This is a genomic window from Streptococcus mitis (assembly GCF_000722695.1).
GTDB classification, from domain to species: Bacteria; Bacillota; Bacilli; order Lactobacillales; family Streptococcaceae; genus Streptococcus; species Streptococcus mitis_O.
This window is the reverse complement of the sequence record NZ_JPFU01000013.1, coordinates 30,582-52,478: the sequence shown is the minus strand read 5'-3', so window position 1 is coordinate 52,478 and position 21,897 is coordinate 30,582. Positions and strand designations below refer to the sequence as shown.

General features: G+C 36.7%; 23 protein-coding genes and 3 pseudogenes. 4 read left to right on the top strand and 22 right to left on the bottom strand.

Features of this window, described 5'->3' with window-relative positions:
• Window positions 1-16: 16 nt before the first annotated feature.
• A pseudogene (locus SK629_RS13005) lies at window positions 17-99 on the bottom strand (acetyl transferase); the annotation flags it as partial.
• Window positions 100-485: 386 nt separating this feature from the next.
• Window positions 486-758 carry a hypothetical protein gene (locus SK629_RS05585; RefSeq protein ID WP_235219612.1) on the bottom strand — a complete coding sequence of 91 codons (273 nt, stop codon included), beginning with the start codon at window positions 756-758 and terminating at the stop codon, window positions 486-488.
• 265 nt (window positions 759-1,023) lie between these two features.
• Between SK629_RS05585 and SK629_RS12835 the strand changes: the two genes are divergently transcribed.
• Genes SK629_RS12835 through SK629_RS05570 form a run of 3 tightly spaced genes read left to right on the top strand, consistent with a single transcriptional unit; the run spans window position 1,024 to window position 2,873 of the window.
• Window positions 1,024-1,155, top strand: a complete 132-nt coding sequence (locus SK629_RS12835) for an SPJ_0845 family protein (protein ID WP_004234728.1) — start codon at window positions 1,024-1,026, stop codon at window positions 1,153-1,155.
• The gene (locus SK629_RS05575) at window positions 1,156-2,061 is read left to right on the top strand and encodes a permease (RefSeq protein WP_042900964.1); all 906 of its coding nucleotides are present in this window, start codon (window positions 1,156-1,158) and stop codon (window positions 2,059-2,061) included.
• Window positions 2,058-2,873, top strand: a complete 816-nt coding sequence (locus tag SK629_RS05570) for a TIGR03943 family putative permease subunit (protein WP_042900963.1) — start codon at window positions 2,058-2,060, stop codon at window positions 2,871-2,873. Before SK629_RS05575 ends, SK629_RS05570 begins: the two co-directional genes overlap by 4 nt.
• Before the next feature lie 200 nt (window positions 2,874-3,073).
• Here SK629_RS05570 and SK629_RS05565 read toward each other — a convergent pair whose 3' ends face one another.
• The 10 genes and pseudogenes from SK629_RS05565 to SK629_RS05525 all read right to left on the bottom strand — a co-directional run bounded on the left by SK629_RS05565 (window position 3,074) and on the right by SK629_RS05525 (window position 11,551).
• The gene (locus tag SK629_RS05565) at window positions 3,074-3,487 is read right to left on the bottom strand and encodes a type II toxin-antitoxin system death-on-curing family toxin (RefSeq protein WP_042900962.1); all 414 of its coding nucleotides are present in this window, start codon (window positions 3,485-3,487) and stop codon (window positions 3,074-3,076) included.
• Window positions 3,484-3,720 carry an AbrB family transcriptional regulator gene (locus SK629_RS05560; RefSeq protein WP_042900961.1) on the bottom strand — a complete coding sequence of 79 codons (237 nt, stop codon included), beginning with the start codon at window positions 3,718-3,720 and terminating at the stop codon, window positions 3,484-3,486. Before SK629_RS05560 ends, SK629_RS05565 begins: the two co-directional genes overlap by 4 nt.
• A gap of 166 nt (window positions 3,721-3,886) precedes the next feature.
• A complete protein-coding gene (locus SK629_RS05555) occupies window positions 3,887-4,603 on the bottom strand; it encodes an alpha/beta fold hydrolase (RefSeq protein ID WP_042900960.1) in 717 nt (238 codons plus the stop codon).
• A 3-nt stretch (window positions 4,604-4,606) separates the two neighbouring features.
• Window positions 4,607-4,918 carry a hypothetical protein gene (locus SK629_RS05550; RefSeq protein ID WP_000420556.1) on the bottom strand — a complete coding sequence of 104 codons (312 nt, stop codon included), beginning with the start codon at window positions 4,916-4,918 and terminating at the stop codon, window positions 4,607-4,609.
• A gap of 119 nt (window positions 4,919-5,037) precedes the next feature.
• A complete protein-coding gene (locus SK629_RS05545) occupies window positions 5,038-6,780 on the bottom strand; it encodes a glycoside hydrolase family 13 protein (protein WP_042900959.1) in 1,743 nt (580 codons plus the stop codon).
• A gap of 176 nt (window positions 6,781-6,956) precedes the next feature.
• Complete coding sequence (locus SK629_RS05540) at window positions 6,957-7,448, bottom strand: hypothetical protein (RefSeq protein WP_042900958.1); 492 nt, start codon at window positions 7,446-7,448, stop codon at window positions 6,957-6,959.
• Between the two features lie 63 nt (window positions 7,449-7,511).
• A complete protein-coding gene (locus SK629_RS05535; RefSeq protein WP_042900956.1) occupies window positions 7,512-8,393 on the bottom strand; it encodes a diacylglycerol/lipid kinase family protein in 882 nt (293 codons plus the stop codon).
• Window positions 8,394-8,514: 121 nt separating this feature from the next.
• Window positions 8,515-8,604 (bottom strand): annotated as a pseudogene (locus SK629_RS12115) (ADP-ribosylglycohydrolase family protein); the annotation flags it as partial.
• A 69-nt stretch (window positions 8,605-8,673) separates the two neighbouring features.
• Window positions 8,674-10,254 (bottom strand): ATP-binding cassette domain-containing protein, encoded by a 1,581-nt coding sequence (locus SK629_RS05530; RefSeq protein ID WP_042900955.1) that lies wholly within the window; start codon window positions 10,252-10,254, stop codon window positions 8,674-8,676.
• Between the two features lies 1 nt (window position 10,255).
• On the bottom strand, window positions 10,256-11,551 hold the full coding sequence (locus SK629_RS05525) for a radical SAM/SPASM domain-containing protein (protein WP_042900954.1): 1,296 nt from the start codon (window positions 11,549-11,551) through the stop codon (window positions 10,256-10,258).
• Window positions 11,552-11,901: 350 nt separating this feature from the next.
• Between SK629_RS05525 and SK629_RS05520 the strand changes: the two genes are divergently transcribed.
• The gene (locus SK629_RS05520) at window positions 11,902-12,765 is read left to right on the top strand and encodes a helix-turn-helix domain-containing protein (RefSeq protein ID WP_042900953.1); all 864 of its coding nucleotides are present in this window, start codon (window positions 11,902-11,904) and stop codon (window positions 12,763-12,765) included.
• A 189-nt stretch (window positions 12,766-12,954) separates the two neighbouring features.
• Here the strand turns inward: SK629_RS05520 and SK629_RS05515 are convergent, their stop codons facing one another.
• The 10 genes and pseudogenes from SK629_RS05515 to glyA form a co-directional block, all read right to left on the bottom strand.
• Window positions 12,955-13,284 (bottom strand): GNAT family N-acetyltransferase, encoded by a 330-nt coding sequence (locus SK629_RS05515; RefSeq protein ID WP_042901554.1) that lies wholly within the window; start codon window positions 13,282-13,284, stop codon window positions 12,955-12,957.
• Complete coding sequence (locus SK629_RS05510) at window positions 13,274-14,080, bottom strand: alpha/beta hydrolase (RefSeq protein ID WP_042900952.1); 807 nt, start codon at window positions 14,078-14,080, stop codon at window positions 13,274-13,276. Before SK629_RS05510 ends, SK629_RS05515 begins: the two co-directional genes overlap by 11 nt.
• 154 nt (window positions 14,081-14,234) lie before the next feature.
• A pseudogene (locus SK629_RS05505) lies at window positions 14,235-14,977 on the bottom strand (CPBP family intramembrane glutamic endopeptidase).
• A gap of 179 nt (window positions 14,978-15,156) precedes the next feature.
• Window positions 15,157-15,765 (bottom strand): Type 1 glutamine amidotransferase-like domain-containing protein, encoded by a 609-nt coding sequence (locus SK629_RS05500; protein ID WP_042900951.1) that lies wholly within the window; start codon window positions 15,763-15,765, stop codon window positions 15,157-15,159.
• Between the two features lie 57 nt (window positions 15,766-15,822).
• The gene (gene aac(6'), locus SK629_RS05495) at window positions 15,823-16,251 is read right to left on the bottom strand and encodes an aminoglycoside 6'-N-acetyltransferase (protein ID WP_042900950.1); all 429 of its coding nucleotides are present in this window, start codon (window positions 16,249-16,251) and stop codon (window positions 15,823-15,825) included.
• 307 nt (window positions 16,252-16,558) lie between these two features.
• Window positions 16,559-17,917 carry a 23S rRNA (uracil(1939)-C(5))-methyltransferase RlmD gene (gene rlmD, locus SK629_RS05490; protein WP_042900949.1) on the bottom strand — a complete coding sequence of 453 codons (1,359 nt, stop codon included), beginning with the start codon at window positions 17,915-17,917 and terminating at the stop codon, window positions 16,559-16,561.
• A gap of 73 nt (window positions 17,918-17,990) precedes the next feature.
• A complete protein-coding gene (locus SK629_RS05485) occupies window positions 17,991-18,965 on the bottom strand; it encodes a DUF1002 domain-containing protein (protein WP_042900948.1) in 975 nt (324 codons plus the stop codon).
• A 73-nt stretch (window positions 18,966-19,038) separates the two neighbouring features.
• Window positions 19,039-19,653: a cell wall hydrolase Pmp23 gene (gene pmp23, locus SK629_RS05480; protein WP_042900947.1), complete on the bottom strand. Its 615-nt coding sequence runs from the start codon at window positions 19,651-19,653 to the stop codon at window positions 19,039-19,041.
• The gene (locus SK629_RS05475; protein WP_042900946.1) at window positions 19,653-20,627 is read right to left on the bottom strand and encodes a nucleoid-associated protein; all 975 of its coding nucleotides are present in this window, start codon (window positions 20,625-20,627) and stop codon (window positions 19,653-19,655) included. The genes pmp23 and SK629_RS05475 overlap by 1 nt, the downstream gene beginning before the upstream one ends.
• Before the next feature lie 7 nt (window positions 20,628-20,634).
• Window positions 20,635-21,891, bottom strand: a complete 1,257-nt coding sequence (glyA, locus tag SK629_RS05470; protein WP_042900945.1) for a serine hydroxymethyltransferase — start codon at window positions 21,889-21,891, stop codon at window positions 20,635-20,637.
• Between the last annotated feature and the right edge of the window lie 6 nt (window positions 21,892-21,897).

Here is a 21,897-nt window from a genome sequence, read left to right as displayed (position 1 = left end):
GTACAATGACTTGTACTTAGAGAGCATTGCCTCCTTTTTTAACCACCCCATGACATCAAAAGTATTTAATGGATCTGGCATAATAGCCAGTTCTGGGACCCGTATTATTGAGAAGGTTGCAATTTAATTCTAATAGTTTACAAAAGGATTAGTGATTAATTTCACTGTTTTTATTTTTGACAATAATGCGCTACGATTCTCCCTCCTTATTCTTCAAGAAAACGCTTTTTTGAACAATAGGGTTGAAATTTTCTGTTTCTAATCGTTCAAAATGCGTGTTTTTGACAAATAAAAAAATCGCAAGCCTGAGCCTGCGGTGGGTGTAATCTATTTTGAAATTTTAAATAAAAAAGGAGCATTTAAGCCCCTCATTTGAAATAACGGACACTTGACTGGTCGGTGTACCCAGCATCTCAGATACCTTTTTCAAGGTGCGGCAGGAACCTTTCTGCCCTCAAATGTCCTTCGTTAATGTTATTCTAGCACTATCTACTTTTTTTGTCAAACTTTCTCAATCTACCAGACTTAATACGACTTTGTAACTTGTAATCTTGTAAGCGATACATGGTCGGAACATAAAAGAAATCGCCACTTTTATGTAACTTGATGGCAACAAGAACATTATCATCAAATCTTTTTACGTATTCAAAACTAGCATCTTTCTCTCGTGGATTGACCCCAACGAAATCTGGGTCCCTTAGTATGAGTTCCAGGTCTTCAATATGATGAATCACATCATTGTGATGGCGTTTTATCATATGGCTTCTCAAACCGTCTTTGTTGACCTTTATGTCACTGGCTTCAAGAACAATATTAAAAATTTTTTTACTTCTTCGGTAACCTGACCGATTTTTTCGTGTTCCATCATTTCCTCCGTTATTATTCCACAACTATTATATCACAATCATGGTGTATATTAGGATATATCAAGCTCTATTATTCGTTAGATACTCAATTTTAACTTTTTCCTTTTCCTCAAAATAATAGTATAATAGAGGTAGAATTTAGAATCGAGGTACACCTATGGCTGTAAAATTTACAAAAACGGACGACTTGGACAAGATGTTTGAAGAGTTTGCTAAACTCCCTGATTTGAAGCAAGTCACTTTCCCTGATGACAAAGAGAAAAAAGCTAAAGCAGAAAAGAAAAACTAGATGATAGCTTTCCAAGAACTCCCATCTAGTGTGCTTCAGACTGGGGCTATTTTTCTCTCTATAATCATTGAAGCACTTCCCTTCGTTCTGATAGGAAGTATAGTTTCAGGGCTGATTGAGGTCTATATCACACCTGATAAGGTTTATCATTTTCTCCCTCGAAATCGTTGGGGGAGAATCTTTTTTGGGACTTTCGTCGGGATGCTTTTCCCTTCTTGTGAATGTGGAATCGTCCCCATTATCAATCGTTTTCTGGAAAAGAAGGTTCCCAGTTACACGGCCGTTCCCTTTCTCGTAACTGCACCTGTTATCAATCCTATTGTCCTCTTTGCGACCTATTCTGCCTTTGGCAATTCTTTCCACGTCGCCCTGTTAAGAGCTCTAGGGTCCATCGTTGTGGCTGTGATATTTGGGATTTTTCTGGCATTTTTCTGGCAAGAACCCATTCAAAAAGAAAATCGGTTGACCTGTCATGAGCACGATTTTTCTCATCTGAATCCTGCAAAAAAAGTGTTTCAGGTCTTTGTGCAAGCCATTGATGAATTTTTTGATACGGGACGTTATTTGGTATTCGGCTGTCTCTTTGCCTCTGTTATACAGGTCTACGTTCCAACTCGTATTCTAACCTCTATAAGTGCGACCCCTCTTTTTGCCATCTTGCTCTTGATACTGTTGGCCTTTCTTCTTTCTCTCTGCAGTGAGGCTGATGCTTTTATCGGAGCCTCTCTTCTCTCGAGTTTCGGCTTAGCACCAGTTCTGGCCTTTCTCGTGATTGGCCCAATGCTGGATATCAAAAATATTCTCATGATGAAAAATTACTTGAAAGCACGATTTATCAGCCACTTCATAACGATTGTGACTCTTGTCGTCTTAGTGTATTCTCTCTTGATTGGAGTCATCCTATGATGCGATTTTTAGTTTTAGCTGGCTATTTTGAACTGACCATTTATCTCCATCTGTCGGGCAAATTAAACCAGTACATCAACATGCACTATTCCTATCTGGCCTATATTTCCATGGTACTTTCCTTTATCTTAGCAATTGTTCAACTGTATATCTGGATGAAGCAAGTCAAAACCCATAGTCATCTGAACAGCCGATTGGCGAAGGTGACGAGTATTGCTCTTCTGGCTATTCCTATTGTCGTCGGCTTAACTTTTCCAACTGTTAGCTTGGATTCTCAGACCGTTTCTGCTAAAGGTTATCATTTCCCCTTATCAGAAGGAACGGATCAAGCCATTCAGACCAGCGAAGGAACGACAAGCCAATATTTGAAACCAGATACCAGTTCTTATTTCTCAAAAACAGCCTATGAAAAGGAAATGCGAACGGCAGCGGATAAATATTTGTCCCAAGATAGCATTCAGATTACGAATGAAAACTATATGGAAGTCATGGAAGCCATATACGACTATCCAGATGAGTTTGAGGGCAAGACAGTCCAGTTCACAGGTTTTGTCTACAATGACCCTAGTCATGCTAATAGCCAATTCCTGTTCCGCTTCGGCATTATACATTGTATCGCAGATTCTGGTGTGTATGGTTTGTTGACCAAGGGAAATACCCGTCAGTATGAGAATAACACCTGGATAACAGCTAAAGGAAAACTGGTCAATCACTACCATAAAGAACTCAAACAAAACCTCCCAACCTTGGAAATCGACAGCTTTATCAAAGTCGATAAACCAGAAAATCCCTATGTGTATCGCGTGTTTTAAAAGAATAAAAAGACAAAACGAACAAGTTCTCTTCTGAATGACAGAAAAAGAGCCTATTCGTTTTTTGTTATATGAGATATAGGAAGATACCGAAAATTCTCACTCATCAATAAAAAGAGACAATATCAGTTTCTGCATGACAGATTTCTAATATAGTCTCTTTATCTATTTTTATACTTACAAGAATTAAATATTTGAGCTTATTTTTTTCCATTAATTCTAAACGAATGTTCAGAGACCCATTTGACGTAAGTGGTTAAGCTTTCATCTGTTAAGGATTCTACTGCGATAGTTACGCACATATTTACTGCTTCTTCAACAGAAACAGTAAAACGATAGCCATTTAATTGCAGAAATTTTACTAAAACAAAGAAAGCAGTTCGTTTATTAGCATTGGCAAAAACATGCTTCTTTATTAATTGGACAAATAGTATTGTTGCTTTATCAAAAATTGTTGGATAAAGAGGTTTTCCAAAGACAAATTGTTCTGGTAAATTGACAATCATATTTAAAGCTGAAGGACTAACAGTTTGAATTTCCTCATTTGGAGAATACCGTTGAATTGCTAAAGCATTTATTTTTTCAATTTGCTTTTCTGTTAGATAGACTGTCATTTTTCCACCAAAGCTTTGAAAACATCGTCGTATTCGTCAAAGATTTTATCTAAATTTAAGTCAAAGGCTTCATCAGATACATAAGAAACCTGCTGATCCAATTCTTCAGGAGTAAAGATAATCTCACCACTTGGTAACAATTTAGCTTCGTACTTTACACCACTTGGAATATTAAATTCACTTGGAATCGTAATGGTGATTGAATTTCCTTGTTTTCTTGTTTTTACTACCATCTGATTTTCTCCTTTGATACATTATAACAAATAATTACGGTAATTACAATGGCAGGATAATTCGCTCCCGTAACAATCTCTATCAGAGCAAATAAATATTATAGTTTTGAAAAGTTATTAATGCCGCTATTTTAAATCTTATACCATTTCAAGCAATACAAGTAGCTCAGTGAGGATAAGAGAGCCATTCATTAATTAGACTAGCGATTTCTTTAGGTGCTTGAGTATAAAGTTCATGGCCAAAGTTCTCTAGAAAAATAGTATCAAAATAGTCTGGCAATTCTTTTAGTGCTTCCTTTCTCCATCTAGTTTCATTAGGATAGCGAGGACTAATAAATAAGGTATCCCCCACTTCTCTTTTAAAAGCTTGGATTTTCCGCCGTAGTCGAAGAATCGCTCCTATATTTTCAGAATTTATAGCTAACTCATATCTATTATACTCCGCATTCCAGTGATAAGACTGTCTTACAGCTTCTTCCATATTTTCTGACCAATGCTTTGCTTCAGATTTCTCTTTAGAAATAAGAAGAGCTAAGTCCGAAACGACTTGAGATTCGATATAGTTTTTAGCTTCCTCTAACTCTGTTTCTAAAGGTAAAATCTTATCCAAATCTAGATAGCCACCATCCAAAAGAATCAGTTTTTTCACTTCATGAAATTCCGATGCGAGATAACGAGCCAAATCCCCTCCAAGAGAATGGCCTATCAGACAGATAGATTCTCCCTCTACTATTTCCTTTTTAAACCATGCTTTCAATTCTGTTTCATCTCGAAGACGCTTTTCATATGGATTTAGAAAGTAAACCTGCGAATCTAGTTCTTGAAGAAAATCCTTGCTATGATAGACATTGCTTCCCAAACCGCCAATAAAATATTTTTTCATTCTCTACTTAATACTGTGCTTATTCATTTTTTGCTCAAAGATAGTCGTGATAATCTGACGCAATTCTTCGCGTTCTTTTTCTGGGATTTCACCACTTGTTTGAGCTGCAGCGTAGAGTTCAGGGTGTTCAATTGAAATCCGTTTAATCGTACGTGTAGTAGCATGTTTTCTGACGAAAAACGGGATGCGCTTAATCAAGTCTTGTGGGACAAGCGCAAGAATCTTCTCAGCAGTTTCCTTGTCACTAATCTTAGACGTAGTCAGCCCCTTCTTAATCATTTCCTGTTCTTTTTCTGTAAAATCTTTTAATTCCATTTGATTAATCCTCCTATTTTCTCTAATTTAAATTATATATCATTTGTAGCAAGGCGACAAATAGTCTGTTTGTAAAATCTTCTCTATACTACAACTTTCCTGTCGCTCATAATTGCTCTTTAATGAAAAATCACAAATCCTTTTGGAGAGATGACAAGCTGATTCTCCAATTCTTGGCAATTGCTTGCTAGTGCTACTGCTTCTTTCTCTACAATATAATCTTTTGTTGATTGGTTGAATATTGCTTTGAGAACCTGTCCTTCGTATTTCCACTCCAAGGCCACTACATCTTGTTTGATTTCTTTTAGGCTATACTTGCCATGCTGAATAGTTGCTGACGCATGTTTGCGAATCTTAATTAGCTTCTTCATGAAGTTCAGCATATCATTGTCACTTGATACACGTTCCCAAGGCATACAACGTCGACAATCTGGGTCTGGTCCTCCGGTTAAAGCTAACTCGGTTCCGTAATAGATGCAGGGTGTTCCTTTTTGTAAAAAGAGAAAGGCTAGAGCTGATTTAACCAGTTGAACATCCTCATTGGCAGTCCACAAGATTCGCTCTGTATCATGCGAATCCAAGAGATTAAACATGACCTCTGAAATCTGCTGCTTGTAATACATAGACTGGCCATTGATTTCATCGATGAACTGTTCCGTCTTCTTAATACCTCGTAAAAAATAGTCCTTGATGCTATCAGATAAAGGATAATTCATGACCGCATGAAACTCATCGCCATTTAGCCAAGGCTGAGACGTATGCCAGACTTCTCCAAGGATATAAAGATCAGGCCTCTTAGCTAGAACTGCCTTGCGAAAATCCCTCCAAAACTGATGGTCAATCTCATTAGCCACATCCAAACGCCAAGCATCAATATTAAACTCTTCAATCCAATAAGTCGCAACCTTTAAAAGATAGTCTTTGACCTCTGGATTGGCTGTATTTAGCTTAGGCATATAGTCCTCGAAACCAAAAGCATGATAAGGCAACTCTCTCTTGTTGGATAGCTTTTCAGTCGTCACTGGGAATTGTTGAATACGGAACCAATCCTTATAAGAAGACTGTTCACCATTTTTGACAACATCTTGCCATTGGGGAGATTGCGAACCAATATGATTAAATACAGCATCCAGCATGATTTTCATGCCACGCTGATGAGCTTGCTCAACCAGTTTACGGAAGGTTTCTTTATCTCCAAAATGACGGTCAATTTCAAAATAATCCGTCGTATTGTACTTGTGATTGCTCGTCGATTCAAATATGGGACAGAGATAAAGACCAGTAATGCCCAAGTCTTGCAAGTAATCCAGATGATCAATAATCCCCTGTAAATCACCCCCAAAGAAATCATCACTTTGAGGTGTGATAGATGAATCCCAGCCTAAAGTCCCTTCTGGGTTTAATAGATTATTTCCATTGGCAAACCGCTCAGGAAATATTTGATACCACACCGTATCTGAAACCCAGTCAGGAACCTGGCATGCATCAATTTCATGTATATAAGGCAACTTAAAGCCATTTCCAATAGCATGAAGATTTTCTAGAGAATTTTCAACGCAGCCTTTATCGCCGTACAAAATGCTCTGGCCTTCTGTATCAGTGAGTTCAAAGAGATACTGGATACGCGCAAAGTCAACGGACACTTCAATCTGCCAATAGTCAAATAAAGCGTCAGAAGTCAGCTTGGCCATTTCTTTTGTATCTTGATAAAACTCCTCCATAAAGATAAAAGGGTCCCCGTAATGCAAGTTGATGTTTTTAATGTCCCCTTTCTTAGTTCGAATCCGAATATGAAGTTTCTTATCCTTGTAAAGATAGGCAAACTCAGACTCTGGCCTATGGTAAATGGCTGTTAATTCCACTGTATTTGTCTCCTGATTTACTTGGTTGCATTTACGACGCAAACGTTTTCATAATTGTGATTCTAGTATACTACTTTCGTATTTTATTTTCAAGGCTTGTCCGTAGATTTTAGTGGTTTGGTTCTATAAATAAAAAAGCAGCCAGTCTTACAACTTGCTACTTTTCAAATGATGATTTACAAATGTCTTTCCAGCCACTCAATTTTTTTAAAATCCTTATTGTTATTGTGCTCATTTCGATAAGAATCTTGGGAAGAAGCTTTGTAAATACTTAAAAACTGTTCTAGATTTGGAATGCGAAAAGTGATGTTTTCGAGATGAATCAACTCTATATCCGATTCCGAAACTCCTGCAAAATCAGGTAAAGAATCGATACTTCCGAATTCAACACTCAGACCATCTTTTTTGAATTCATGCTCATGAATATCTATTAAGGCATAGTCTAAGTGTTTCATCACTTTCATTATCTTGTCCCACTCATAAATTCTGAGATGATCAGGTGCTTCCCAACCTCTAGGATCACCAGGCACATGAATGTCAATGTCAGACGGCCCCCATTCTTCATTTGATCGGTATTCAAACCCCAAAGACCCCATGAGAGTCGGTGTGATTTCGACTTGGTTTAAATGAGAACAAATTGTTCGAAATTCATCAAATAGAGAATTCATTCCTCCTCCAATCGTTGATATAGAACTTAATTTCGTTATGAATAATAAACTAATTTTTACCTTCTACTCTTTCGGTTTTGAAAATACTTCTACTCGCTGAGCTAGGACTTTGATTTCTACAGGTAGGTTATCCGATTTATCGCCGTCAACATCTGACTCCAATTCACTATCTGAAGAGATTTTAATAGTGCGCGCTCTGATATACTCTATATTATCATTGCCGACAACATCTCCTTTTAGTAAATCAGGAATAACGGATAATTTAGAGAATATAGAGGCATCTTTCAGAATCAAAATGTTGGCATAGCCGTCCTTGTTTTCTTCAAAGATTTTCTTATCGGCGAAGTAATTTGTCAAGAGAAGCAAAACATGACTAGCTTCACCAACATAATTTCCATTTTCTGTCTCAACCTTAATGTTAAAGACCTGATCTGTCATGACAGACTTCATGGTATTTACAGCATAGGCTAAAATACCGAATTTTGTCTTGTCCTCGATTTCAACGTTGTGAATCGCTTCTGGAACAGAACCGATACTAAAGATATAGCCAAAATAATTGTCATTCGCTTTACCGATATCAATCTTATTAGTTAAATCAAAATCCAGTTCGTCAATTGCGCCATCGATGTCTTGATTGATTTCCAATAGTTTTGTAATGAGGTTCCCCGTACCGCCTGGGATAATCCCTAACTTAGGAATGTAGTCTCTCTCAGCAATACCCGAAATGACTTCATTGACGGTCCCGTCTCCACCAAACACAACCACTGCATCGTACTGTTCACGAGAAGCTTCTTCAGCAAAATGTGTTGCATCCAGCGCTTTTTCTGTAATTTTGGTTTCCACATGCTCAAAGTATTCTTTTGCTTTATTTTCCAGCTTATCTTTGTAATCCAAAGCCTTCTCGCCACCAGAAGTAGGGTTGATAATTACCATTGCTTTTTTCATTGATTTCTCCTTAATCTTCGTTAGAAATGGTTACATTTCATCGTATGCAAGTAAATTTACTAACATTATACAATGAAAATACGGAAAAGAGAAATATGAAGTACTGTAGATTTAAACTCTTTTATTTTATATCAACCATATTATCCCATCGCCTGAGTACATCCTTTAAGGGTTCATCCAAGTAAGAGTAGGCCTTATCCTTTATCCAATTAAAAACAGCTGAACAATCTTGCTCAGCTACTTTTTTACCCTAATTCCTAAATTATTTAGAAGTTTCTTCTTAGTTACTTTCCAGAACTTTACCATTCTTTAATATATAAACTTTCTCATATTCATCCTGATGAAACTTATGGGCGATTTCTAAAATGGTAGCTGGCTGAGAAAATAGCAATTTATGGATTTCGTCTGCATTTTGTTTGTCTAGTGCAGCGGTGATTTCATCTGCTAGTAAAATTGATCTTGGTCTCAACAACGCTCTAGCAATCTCGATTTTCATCATCTGTCCACCTGAAAGATTGTTTCCATCGAGATAATAATCAAGATCCTGACCCAGTTCATCCCATAGTTGAACCCTTTGCAGTACCTTTCTGATATCATTATCGTTATGATTTTGGTAAAGAGATACATTTGTCCGTAACGTCCCTTTGAAAATATAAGGTTTTTGATGAATAGTGGATACCAACTCATGACTGGGGGCATACTGCTTGCCATGCCTACCTAAAAAGCAAATCTCTCCGTCATAGTCTCTATCATCCCCAGTCAAGATGTGAAACAAGGTTGATTTGCCACTACCGCTGGCTCCTGTAAGCAAGACTCGATTCCCAGCTTCCATACTTACACTTATATCATCAAAAATAATCTTATCTGCATATTTCTTGCTAACATTTTTTATAGCTATTCCGAGAGTGGTTGGGAATGTTTCAGATACCTCTTCCCGTTTAATATCCTCTTTTAAAAGAATATTCAGCACTTTTTCTTTTACTACTGTCGCTGATTGAAGCGTAGAGGTTGCTTCCAAGAGTTGTTGCAATGGAGAAATCAGATTCATAGATGCTGTCATCATGGCAATCAAAACAGTCAAGGAAAGATGGGTGGTAGACATCATCACCATTCCAATCACAAGAGGCCCCACTAGCCCTAGCCCTTTCAAAGGACCTGTCCAAAACATAACCAAATTATGACTTGTATAGTAACGATATTGACCAGACTCCATCTGATCAATGGCATCATAAACATGTTGACAATATTCTTGGTCAGCTCTGTTTGAAACAATAGTATCAATCCCTGCTGAAAAATCTGTGATATTGGCTAAACTGATTTCTCTTGCTTTACTCAGCTCTTCACCACGTCTTTTCAATAGTTTATGAAAAACAAATTGAGGCATGATCATGAGAAAACCACCTATGGTAAAGAGTAGACCAACCACAACATCCTGTGATACTAAATACATGACAGACACTAGAATAGAGGTGCCAAATATAGGATATAAAAAAAGTGGAGATAAATATTCCTTCCAAAACATTGGAATATCTTGGGTTAAAAAAGAATTAAATTCAGATGCTGAATACTCCAATCTTTTGTCTGCAAATAAACGCAAAGCTTTCTTAGAAATAAACAAATTGATATCTTTGATGATGGAACGTAGAAGAATGTTATTGAGGTACATGCAAATATAAATAAAGATAAAGAAAGTAAGACTCAACAATCCAAAGATTACAATCATCCCTCTATTCTCAATGTCCACAGAGCCGGCCATTTGGATAATCAGTGAAATCAACAAGCCCTGACAAGAGTACAGTAAAGCAAAGATAACGAAACCAAGTAGTTTCCATTTTGAAATGATTTTTACGATTATTTTCATATTAGTTAGCTTTCAATTCATAATTTATATTATTTGAGTAAATTGACAACTCAAAATTATTCATAATATTTCTTCTCATTTTGAAGCATTTTTCCTCAAAACTAGTCTCATTGAAAATATCTCTCTTAGGGCAAGCTCCACCCTTACAAACTAGCAATAATTGACATTTTTGACATTTTGAGTCAAATTGATAAGAATGTACCCATCTTTTTTGATTGTTCTCATTAATGACACTATTTCCTAGTTCACCTATTTTATTTTCTTCGTCATAAAGACTAACCGTGCATTTTAATAGATTCCCTTTTGTGTCAATCGTATAAGAGTTTGGTTTTTGAGCATAACATGATGAATAATTACTTCTGAATACAAAATCATCAAATAATCTGTACCCTAATTTAATTGCACTTTTTGATAATTCAAAAGAAACATCTGACTCAAATCGTTTTACCTCGTATCCCTCTTTTCTATCACCGCATCCCCAATCTCCTACATTTCGAAATAGCAGATGAAATCGCTTATCATTTTTAAAAACCTGTGCATCTTCTAATAAAAATTTTTCAATATTCTTATAATTTTCCTGAGAAACATTCAAGCGAATCATAACGTGGAATTGAGATTCTAAATTTATTGCATTTTTTAAGTTTTTCATAATGCGATCATAGGAACCATGACCATTTTTCAAAATACGCTGATTGTCATGCCCTTCACGAGAACCATCTACTGTAACTTGGTATGTTTTCACGTAACATTCTGTCACTAATCGATCTAATACTGTACGATTTAACAAATATCCGTTCGTTGTCATATCAGCGTGATAGCGAATCCCTAACTTTTGAGAAATTGCAATCAATTCCTTTGAAAGATCTAAAATATCTCGATATCCTAGTAATGGTTCTCCTCCAAACCAAGATACATGTAAGTCTTCAAAGTTTTTCTCAGATAATTTTTGATTTACAAAATCTATTATTCCAGTTTTTTGAGATGTAATAGTACAATTTGAAAATTTTTCATAACAATATTTGCATCTAAAATTACAATCACCATGAGCTAAAATAATAATTCTCAAAGTTGTTTCATCCCTTTTCCTAAATAACTCAATCATTTTGTCTAACTCATTTTCTTTTTCATCAAAATCTTGAGATTTTAAAAAAGATTCAAACTCGCTTTTGATATGATTATCCTTCTCAATCTTATCCAAAAGTTTATTTTCAATTTTCAAAGAAATATTGTTCTTGGTATTAAATAAGAAGGTATGATTTTCTTTTTTCAATTCTATTACATAATTTGAATACTTCATCTCATCTTCTCCATCAAGAAACAGCGTGCAGAGTTAATCCCAAAATCGTACTCTGCACACTACAATACACTGAGATAATAAAAGCATATTTTTATTACCTTTTAACACTCTAATTAAACAGTGTATCTCAAAAATATGTGGAATTTTACTGTTCAATTAAATAACAATTTAGCTAATAAAATTACTAGCAACCAGCACCACAGACTAAATTATTAAATTCAATACCATAGTCTTGTTCCATGTCGTGTTCGACAATTTCTTGGATAACCATAATAAAACTCCTTTCAATTTTGATACCATTATTATATAATATTAAAAAAAGTGTAAAGAAGAAATTCGGAAATCCGTACATGAATATTCAAGAAAAATTTAAAGCCATTCGAAAACAACGCAAGCTATCACTACGAGATCTAGCCAATGTCGCAGGCAGCGCAAGTAGCATTTCTGATTTTGAAAAAGGGAAAACAAATCTATCTAATGATGTGTTATTACAATTACTTGGTTTTATGGTTGTTGAAATCAACGAAGTATTTGAATGGAGTGCTTTTCAAGATGCAGAGTTTCTAGAATTGATGACCCAAGTGGAGAACGCTCTACAAACTCAAGATATTGCAGTTCTCATACAAAAGCGTGAAACATTTCAAGAGTTTTTTGTCGCTAAAAAACACTACATCTACCATATTATCTCTTTAGTTCTTGATGTTATAATTTCTAAACTTCAAGAAAAAGACCCCACACCTGAAATTATTTCTGAATTGACAGATTATTTTTTCTCCTTAGATTATTGGACCAATTTAGATGTTGGCTTGCTAGGAAATATTGTTCATCACTTTACGACAGAAGCTATAGTCCTATTTACAGATAGTATTTTAAAAAACACTCCCAATCAACTGCGAAACAATCTAGATCGCATAAAAATTGATACTGTCATTAATTGTTTGTCTGTTCTTTTAGCAAGACGTGAAAAAAATGCCAGCAAAGCACTGCTCCAATTATTATCTCGTAAACAGTTTCCTACATATTTTACTTATGAGAAATTATGTATATCTGAATTCAAAGCAATCTATATGTATATTTGGTGTGACAAAGAAGAAGCCGATAATATTCATCAAACAATACTTAAAACTGTTTCTCTACTCTTTACAAAAGATGAAGCCAATAAGTGGGATGATTACTTTAAAGAAAAAATTTCATTGTCAGATATTAAAAATTGAATCTGAGCAAAAACTCAACTTCAGGAGAAAATAAAATAAATCTTCCCACAATAAAACGCATAATATCAAGTTTTCAACACCTGATATTATGCGTTTTTTGATTTTAAAGACTTTTTCCCAGCTTCTTCATAAATAAATATTTATTGTTGTATTCATTTTTCCGATACGCAAACGACATCTACAAATACATTAAAATCCATGTCTCACAATCTTACGAACTGCTTCTGGTATAAGACCTTGACCCCAATACGGCACTTCTACCCAGTAATCAATCTCCCCATTATTATTGGGAATACCTATACTACTTACAGAACCGATCATCAATCCGATGCTACCAACTGGCTGCATAGTTTCCTTTAAAACTACAGCGTATGTTTCAGGTGATGAAAAAACACTTTTTATAATCTCCTTGCTGTTTTCAACACTGGTATGTACAGGCCAACCTGCAATCGGACCAACCTCTGGATTACTGGCATATTGAAATAAATCATTAGCATCCGTTTCCTCCTTATGGCATATCGGATTCGTTACACATTTCTAATGAATCACTCTTTAAAAATGGCACCACCAAATCAATCCACTCATGAGGCAAGTAAGCTGATAAATAGCCGTGGTTATAGCCCTTTGCCTCATACAAAATTGTATTTGAATGTAGCTGATGAAATAATTTCGCTGATTCTTTCACACAGTTCAATTCTTTTTCACCATAGATATACAGAACCTGAGCCTTGCTAGCAGAAATCATATCTTTCAGCTTGTAACGCCCCATATAGTTTTTGTAAATGGTCACCAATGTTTTAACAGGCATCCTTGGCAGATCCTCCAAATAATAAGCTTTTATTTCCTCTGGATAAGCGAGTTTAGGATAGAGTTTGTTCATCATGCTTAACTGAAGTTTGCAAGAGAATTTATTGAACATCAGTTTACCAAATAGAGACACTAGAAAGATGCTGATTTTAGCTAACCTTGGTTGAGGAATACAGAGGCTTCCGTCTATAATGGCCTTCTCAGCAATTTCACTATCTAAAGATAAAAGCTCCACGGCAATTTGACCACCAAGTGAAACACCACCGATTGCAAACAATTTCCCACCACAGTTTGCTTTGATATAGTCTAGAATCTCCAAAGCCGAATCTTCAGTAGAAACATAATCAAGTTGATATTCCTCGCCGTGGCCATTCAAAGTGGGTAGAATAATACGGTATTTTTCTGACAAGATACGTGCTTGACGAAGATAATTCCACCAAGAACTGCCGCCACCGTGTATTAGTAAGATAGGAGGTAAATTCTTATCCCCAAATTCATGGAATTTCATGTTTAAACTCCTTACTATAGGACTTTCACTAGATACATCCTTGTTTAATCAGCTCGTACAAGCAGTGATGTCTCATCAAATAGAAAAGTCTTTAACATTGATTATCTAGAATGACCACAAGTTACTTTCAATAATGGATATCCTGATCTAAATTTTAAAATGTTGTTTCCTTACTAATTCTATTACTCGCCAATATAGTATAAATCAAATAACCAATAAATATGATAATAAAAATAAGATTAATTTTTAACACAAAATAGAGATTTAACAAATTTGCGAATGCATGAAATAATAGACAGTAACCCACAGATTTCGTTTGACGATAAAGAAGCCCTAAAACAAAACTTAAAAATAATGTATATATAAAAAATAAAATAAAAGGAAATCCTTGATGGCTTTCTCCAACTATAAACCATAAAGGCAGATGCCAAATTCCCCAGATTGAACCTACAATCAAATTAGATTGCCAATAAGTATATTTTTTATCAAGTAACGGTTGTAATATACCTCTCCATCCTAATTCTTCATGTCCACCACCAAAAAAATTAATTGTATAAAGAATAACGGCATCAGATAAATTGATACTCCGTTTGATTCTAAGGAAGATACAGAGAATAGTATCAAAATTGCTAACAAATGAATAATGAAATAAATACTACTATTTTTTCTTTTATTAAATAAAAAATGTTTAAATTTTATATTATTCCTTTTCAAATAAAAGCCACTTGCAATAGCTGGTCCAAGTGCACCTACTATATGTAATGGTCTTCCTATAATCGTTTCTAACCCAAAAATATGAGATTGCGTAAAGATGGCAAGAATTCCCCAAGCTATATAAGTAATTCCAAATGTACAATAAAGATAATTTTTTAAATTCCTTTTATCAATTTCTGTCATTTTATCTTCCTAATCTTGATTATTCTACGTATAATATTTTTTTACTGCTTCTTAGTTGCTCTCGATTATAACTACCTATATTCTATCATAAAAACATAAAAAAGCCTTACAATCAAGGCTTTTCATTATTCATTTCGCCAATACTTTAGTTTCGTAGATTCAGATTCGCATGATTAAAACTAGTCAATTTTCTCTGCGATGTTTCCAAGTTTATCCAATACAAGACAGTAATGATCATTTAGTGGAATTATGGGAACATTAATGAGTTCTTCAGCTCTATCCTTATTAGCTTTATCATTCCAGGAATCATAATGGACACTAATTAAAAACTGACTAAAGAGTCCTAATCCATTTTTTATCTTTATCTGATGATCTGAATTGTCATTAGGTGAAACATAGACTTTTTCTCCTAATAATAGGGCTCCTGCAGAAAACCCCATAACTTTCGCCCCTTTACTCAGCATACGATCGATATAATTTTTGAACTGCTGATTGACGTAAGTAGCTAAATACTTTTCCGTATTTCCACCACCGATAATAATTAGATCAGCATCTAGATAGCTATCACAATTAATCTGCTCAGTGTCCAAGAGTAAGTAATCAGTGTTTAGGTTAGAAAAATGGCTTCGGAAAACTTCCGTGTGCCTTTTCATATACGGTTGCCAATTATCTCGAAAAACTGTAAAAATGACAATTCTTTCAATCTTCCTTGATGACACAATTTTATTAACAATCGTATGGTTCTTTATCGGCGGATTTCCACCCATCAAAAAAATTTGTTCGTCCAATCTTTCACACTTTCTAAAGATACATAAAGTTTAAACAAGTTTATTCACGTTTCTAAATTATAATTTTTTCTTAAAATGAATAATTCTATTTACCTCCTGAAATCCAATATTGAGATGAAATCTTATAGAATCGGTATTCGTTAAAGTACAGTCACTTGCAAATTCCTTACATCCTTTATTTTTCGCCCATTCCTCACATTTTGTACAGAGATTTTTAGCAATATCCTTTAAACGATATTCCTCGTCGACAATAATCCCTTCTAAGAATCCAACAGGACTATATTTACAACCTTCAACATAATCAAATCTGAGTGAACATAGTGCTAGACCTACAATTGTGTCACCTTCAACTTCAGTAAAGATTGCAGTATTTTTGCCATTCGTATATTTTTTTACTTCATCAATAGCTTCTTTATCGGTCAATTGGGGCCATAATTGTTTCATTAGTTTAGCCGTTTTTATAGAATCATTTGTTATTCCATCCATATTGATGTTCCTCCGCACATTACAAGCAAATGTTTCGAATCATGTTGTTACTTTATTACTCATTGATTGATACCAATACCATCCCCTTCTACTTTTCGCTGTCCCAGATCGGAAGAACAGAGCCACGCACTCAGTGGTTCGGACTTACCGTATCATTTCGTCGGTTTCCCTCCTCATTCTACGAGTCCTATCCCATGGGCGGAGCATCTACTTCTACTTCACTGATGCCTCAGCTCGTACAAGCAGTGATACCGCCTCCACATGATGCGTCTGTGGAACTCAAAAGGTTTGGGGAAACTTTTGAGGATTAACTACGTTTCTCCAACAAGCTTACACATTCAACATGGTGCGTTTGTGGGAATAAGTCAACTGGCTGTACTTTCTTCAATTCATAGCCCAATTCTTGATAGAGTTTAATATCACGCGCCATAGTAGCGACATTACAAGAAATATAAGCGATACGGTCTGCTCCTGTTTGGCTACTTGCCTTGATAAAGCTTTCTGTGAGCCCTTTTCTTGGTGGATCCACTAGGATAAGGCTTGGTTGAATTCCATCTTTAAGCCAGTTCTTCATAGCATTTTCAGCTGTATCACAGACATAGTGGGCGTTTGAGATATGGTTCAGTTGGGCATTCTTTTTGCTATTCTCAACCGCTTCTGGAATCACTTCAACACCGTAGACTTCTTTGATGTGTTTCGCAACAGAGAGGCCAATTGTTCCAATACCAGAATAAGCATCAATAACCACATCATCTTTTTTTAATTCAGCAAAGTCAATGGCTGTTTGATAAAGTTTTTCAGCCATTTCAGTATTGACTTGGTAAAATGCTGGTCCAGCGATCTGATAGTCATTTCCCAACATCCGATCAGTAATATAGTCTTGACCATAAAGAGTCTTCCATTCCTTACCAAAAATAGCATTGGTGTTCTGGTCGTTGATATTTTGCATAACAGACACAATCTCTGGGAACTGCTTGATTAGCTGTTCAATCAATTGCTCCACACGAAAAACTTTGGGACGAGTTGTTACCAAAATGACCATGATTTGCCCTGAATAGTGCCCACGACGCACCACAAGATTTCGAATCAAGCCAGACTGCTCCTTTTCATCATAAGGTTTCAAATCATAACGGCGGAGCAAGTCGCGTAGGGCTACTACTACCTCATCAATCGCGGGATCTTGGATAAAGAAATCTTCTAGAGGCATGAGGTTGTGGGAATTCTTACGGAAAAAGCCAGTTTCCAAGACACCATTCACTCGACGAACGGGCACTTGCGCCTTATTGCGATACTTAACTGGATTTTCCATACCAAGCGTTTCAGCAACTTCTACATCTGCAATTCCAGCAATCTTGTATAGACTATCCTTGACTTGCTTGGTTTTAAATTTGAGCTGTTCTGGATAAGAAAGATGTCCTAAATCCGCAATTCCTGAACGCAGGTAAGCCAAATCTAGATCTTGATTACGGTGTGGCGACTGGACAAGGTATTCTTCAACTTTACCAAAACCAATCTTTTTATTAACCTTGAGGACACGCATAAGGATTTTTTCACTCGGTAAAGCATTCTCTACAAAAAAGACCAAACCATCTACCTTGGCAACTCCTGCACCTTCATGGGTCAAGTCAACAATTTCAACTTCTACAATATCATTTTTCTTTAACATTCTCTTCTCTTTCTATTGGCCGACAAAAAAGACGGCAACGTTACGGTTACCATCTATTATACCATGAAATTTCTTAAGAACCAAAACTCTTGAAGAAGTTGACAATGGCTTGCCAGAGGGAACTTAAGAAGTTACCACTGTCCTCTAGCGCCTTATCGGCATCAAAGTTAAGGTTGATATTTTTAAAACTGTCGCCAGCTTGTGAAACAATACTTTGTTTAAGGTCATTCAAGGTTTTAGTGAAGTCTGCATTGCTGAGGATATCACTTTTTGAGAGATTCAAAGCAAAATTGATGATGATATTAATCTGGTTTCCTGTTATAACCTGATCTAGTTTGTAATTTTTTAAGGTATCTTCAACGATTTTGCGGACATCTTCCTCCGTCAGATTTCCCTTGCTTTCTTTAGCTTTGGCGAGTCCTGACTTAATATCGGCTAGGGCAACATTTAATTTATTAGCATCATAGCCTGTTTTGTCCTTGTTTTCAGCATTGATATCTGATAAAGCCTTTAGCTCTTCTTGAGCCAACTCTTTATTGGCTTGTGGCACCTTGGCCCCATTAGCTTCAAGCGAATAGTAAATCCCGGCTAAAGCACTCTCACCTGTAACTGGAATAGGTGCTGCTACAGTGATTTTGGCGTGTTCCACACCCAAAGTTACGGCTGCATTTCGGTACATATCCTGCGTCACCTTAGTGATGTTTTCTGGTGTTTCAATCTTGACCTCAAGTGGCGACTTGTCGCCTAGTTTTTGAATCTTGGCTGATGAATACAATTGTAAGCTAGAGTCATTGGCAACATTCATAATCTTAGAATAGACATCAGGTGTCATGGTCTTGAGTTCTTTGGTGTCTGTTGAGGCATTGTAGCCTAGTTTTTTAAGGGTTTGATTTTTTTGGTCTTCAGATAATGAAGAACCTAGGACATATTCAGGTTGGACATAGGTTTCATCGATAACTTTTTGAACATCTGTTGCTGCATGGGCGCTATTCATAGCTGTTACTGCCCACAAGACCGCAGCACTGGTCAGAAAGAGTTTCTTTCTCATAGGGAATTTCCTCCTTTACCTTTCTAGAGTAATATATCTATCTTAAAGAAAACTTATAACAAAAACACCTGGACTAGCCAGATGTTGAAAAGAGAGTGAAACATTTGATGATGTAAAGGTTGAGTTGCACCTGTCTAGAATAGTAATAGTTTCCTCCATTTACGTAGAGTTCAGCACCATGAAAAATAGAAATGGGGTGAATATAACTATAAGTCTTTCCAGTGGTATTGCCAAGCAAGGGAGCAACCGTATCACGAGAGTACTGTTTAGCCAGTGCTAGGGTATTTTCCTTGCCATTTTGGGCGATAAAATCGATATAGGCAGGTCCAAAATTATAGGCTTGAACAGCTGTCCAGACATCAACACCCTTCTTCTGAGCCAGATAGAGATTGTCTGTCAGAGTTTGAACGCCTTGCCGAATGCTGGAGGTATTATCATTGATGGTATTGGTGGAACCACTTGCAGACTCACTAGACTGCATGACGTCGCCTTCTTTTCCTTTTGTTTCAGTATAAATCATAGCGAGCACGAGCTCTTCGTTTGCTGGGGTGTCTTTTTCACTCAAGATTTCGCGCACCATGGGTTGATAGGTCATGACTTGCTTGACATCTTGGTGAACGCGGTAAGCTTTATAGCCAGCAAAAAGGAAGACTGCTAGTACAAGCACTCTTCGAATTCGTTTAAACATTATTTACTTTGAATATCCTCGATATTTTTGATTAAGATAGAGTAAGTTCCATTGTCGTTTTGGATAAACTCAACAGACTCGGCGTCTTGATAGACGTTATTGGGAACGATGAGCTCAATTCCATTTGACAAGGAGAGTTTTTGGTTTTCAAATTTCTTTAATTGGCGACTGACATCAATTTCATCAAACTGGACTGGTTCTGGTACGGCTTCTTTGACTTGGTCAATAAAGCTTAAACGAGCCGTCAGATTGTTGTCAAAAAGGTCGTTGGCCAATTTTTCAGGTGACAATTCATTGCTTTCTTCTAGATTATTGAAAATCGCTGATTTGACCTTGGATTGAAATTGAAAATCATCTGTGTGAAAGGTTTCAGCAATTCTCTGAGCCGTTTTTTCTAGTTCTTTGATAGATTTCTTGGGTGAAATCTTAGGGGCTACGGCAAGGAGATTTGCTGAAAAATAGTTCAAAAAAGTCCCGTTGTACTTGATGCGTTTTTCAATCAGATGGTACTTGCGACTCTGAAGATTAACCACCAAGGCTTCGTCGGCACCCGTTCCAAATCCAGGCAGGTTATTCTGAGTCAGCTTGATTGGATTATCAACTTCTCCACCGAGGTGGGTTAAGGTCTCACGCAGAGCAATTCGCAAGAAAGCGAAATGTTCTACACCTTCTTTAGAAAATTGCACAAAAATCAAGTCATTGGTCTTGAGATTTTCTGAAATGCTGAACTCCTCTTTCCAGAGATTAGCTAGTGTTACTGATGTCTCCAACAAATCGTCTGTGATATGATTGAAGAAGGGATTTTCTTCTTCGAAAATCCCAGTCTTGGCTTCATCTGAATACACACGTTCAATTTTTCTACGCAGGTATTCTTCGATTTTTGGAGTAATATTGAGAAACTTATCCGCTAGGAACAGCTCGGTATCATCTGGGCTGAACTGGTGAATAATGGCTTTCTTAATATAAATGTCCATAAAAGTTTTAGTCCTCGTATAATGGGAAGGCATCTGTCAATTCTTTGACTGCACTTCTCACTTCTTCTAAGACAGCTTCATTTTCTGCATTCTTAAGGGTTTTAATAATAAGTTCAGCTACTTTGCGACTCTCTTCTTCACCAAATCCACGCGCAGTAATGGCTGCCGATCCGATACGAATTCCGCTTGTCTTGAATGGTGACAAGGTTTCGTAAGGGATTGAGTTTTTATTTAGGGTAATATTGACTTCATCCAGCAAGTTTTGAGCAACTTTTCCGTTTTCTACAACTTTAGTCACATCCACTAGGAAGAGGTGGTTTTCAGTCCCACCAGAAATAATACGGAAATCAGGGTCTTGCAAGAAGACATCTGCCATAGCCTTGCTGTTCTTGATAACATTAGCAGCATATTCCTTGAAGGATGGATCTAATACTTCTTTGAAAGAAACAGCTTTAGCCGCCACAACATGCTCCAAAGGACCGCCCTGAATACCTGGGAAAATAGCTGAATTGATTTTCTTAGCAAGTTCTTCGTCATTAGTCAAAATCAAACCACCACGTGGTCCACGAAGGGTTTTGTGGGTCGTTGTTGTAGTGATATGAGCGTATGGCACTGGGCTTGGGTGGAGACCAGCAGCAACCAAACCAGCGATATGAGCCATGTCCACCATGAGCTTAGCTCCAACAGCATCAGCAATTTCACGGAATTTTGAAAAATCGATAATTTGAGAATAGGCTGAAGCACCTGCTACAATCAATTTTGGTTTTACTTCTTGGGCTTGTTTCAAGATAGCATCAAAGTCCAAGAGTTCTGTTTCAGGGTCCACACTATAAGACACAAAGTTATAAGTTTGACCTGAGAAGCTGACAGGAGCTCCGTGAGTCAAGTGTCCACCTGCTGCCAAATTCATCCCCATAACGGTATCACCTGGCTCAATCAAGGCCATGTAAGCCGCACAGTTGGCTTGGCTTCCTGAGTGAGGTTGGACATTAGCGAATTTAGCGCCGAAAATTTCTTTTGCGCGTTCAATAGCAAGAGTCTCTACCACGTCTACCACATCAGTTCCACCATAATAACGGCGGCCTGGGTAGCCTTCGGCGTATTTATTCGTCAAGATAGACCCTTGAGCTGCCATAACAGCCTTGGAAACTACGTTTTCCGAAGCAATCAACTCAATGTTGTTTTGCTGGCGTTCTTCTTCTTTGGCAATAGCATTCCAGAGATCAGCATCATATGCTTTAAAATCGTCTTTATCAAAAATCATAGGTCT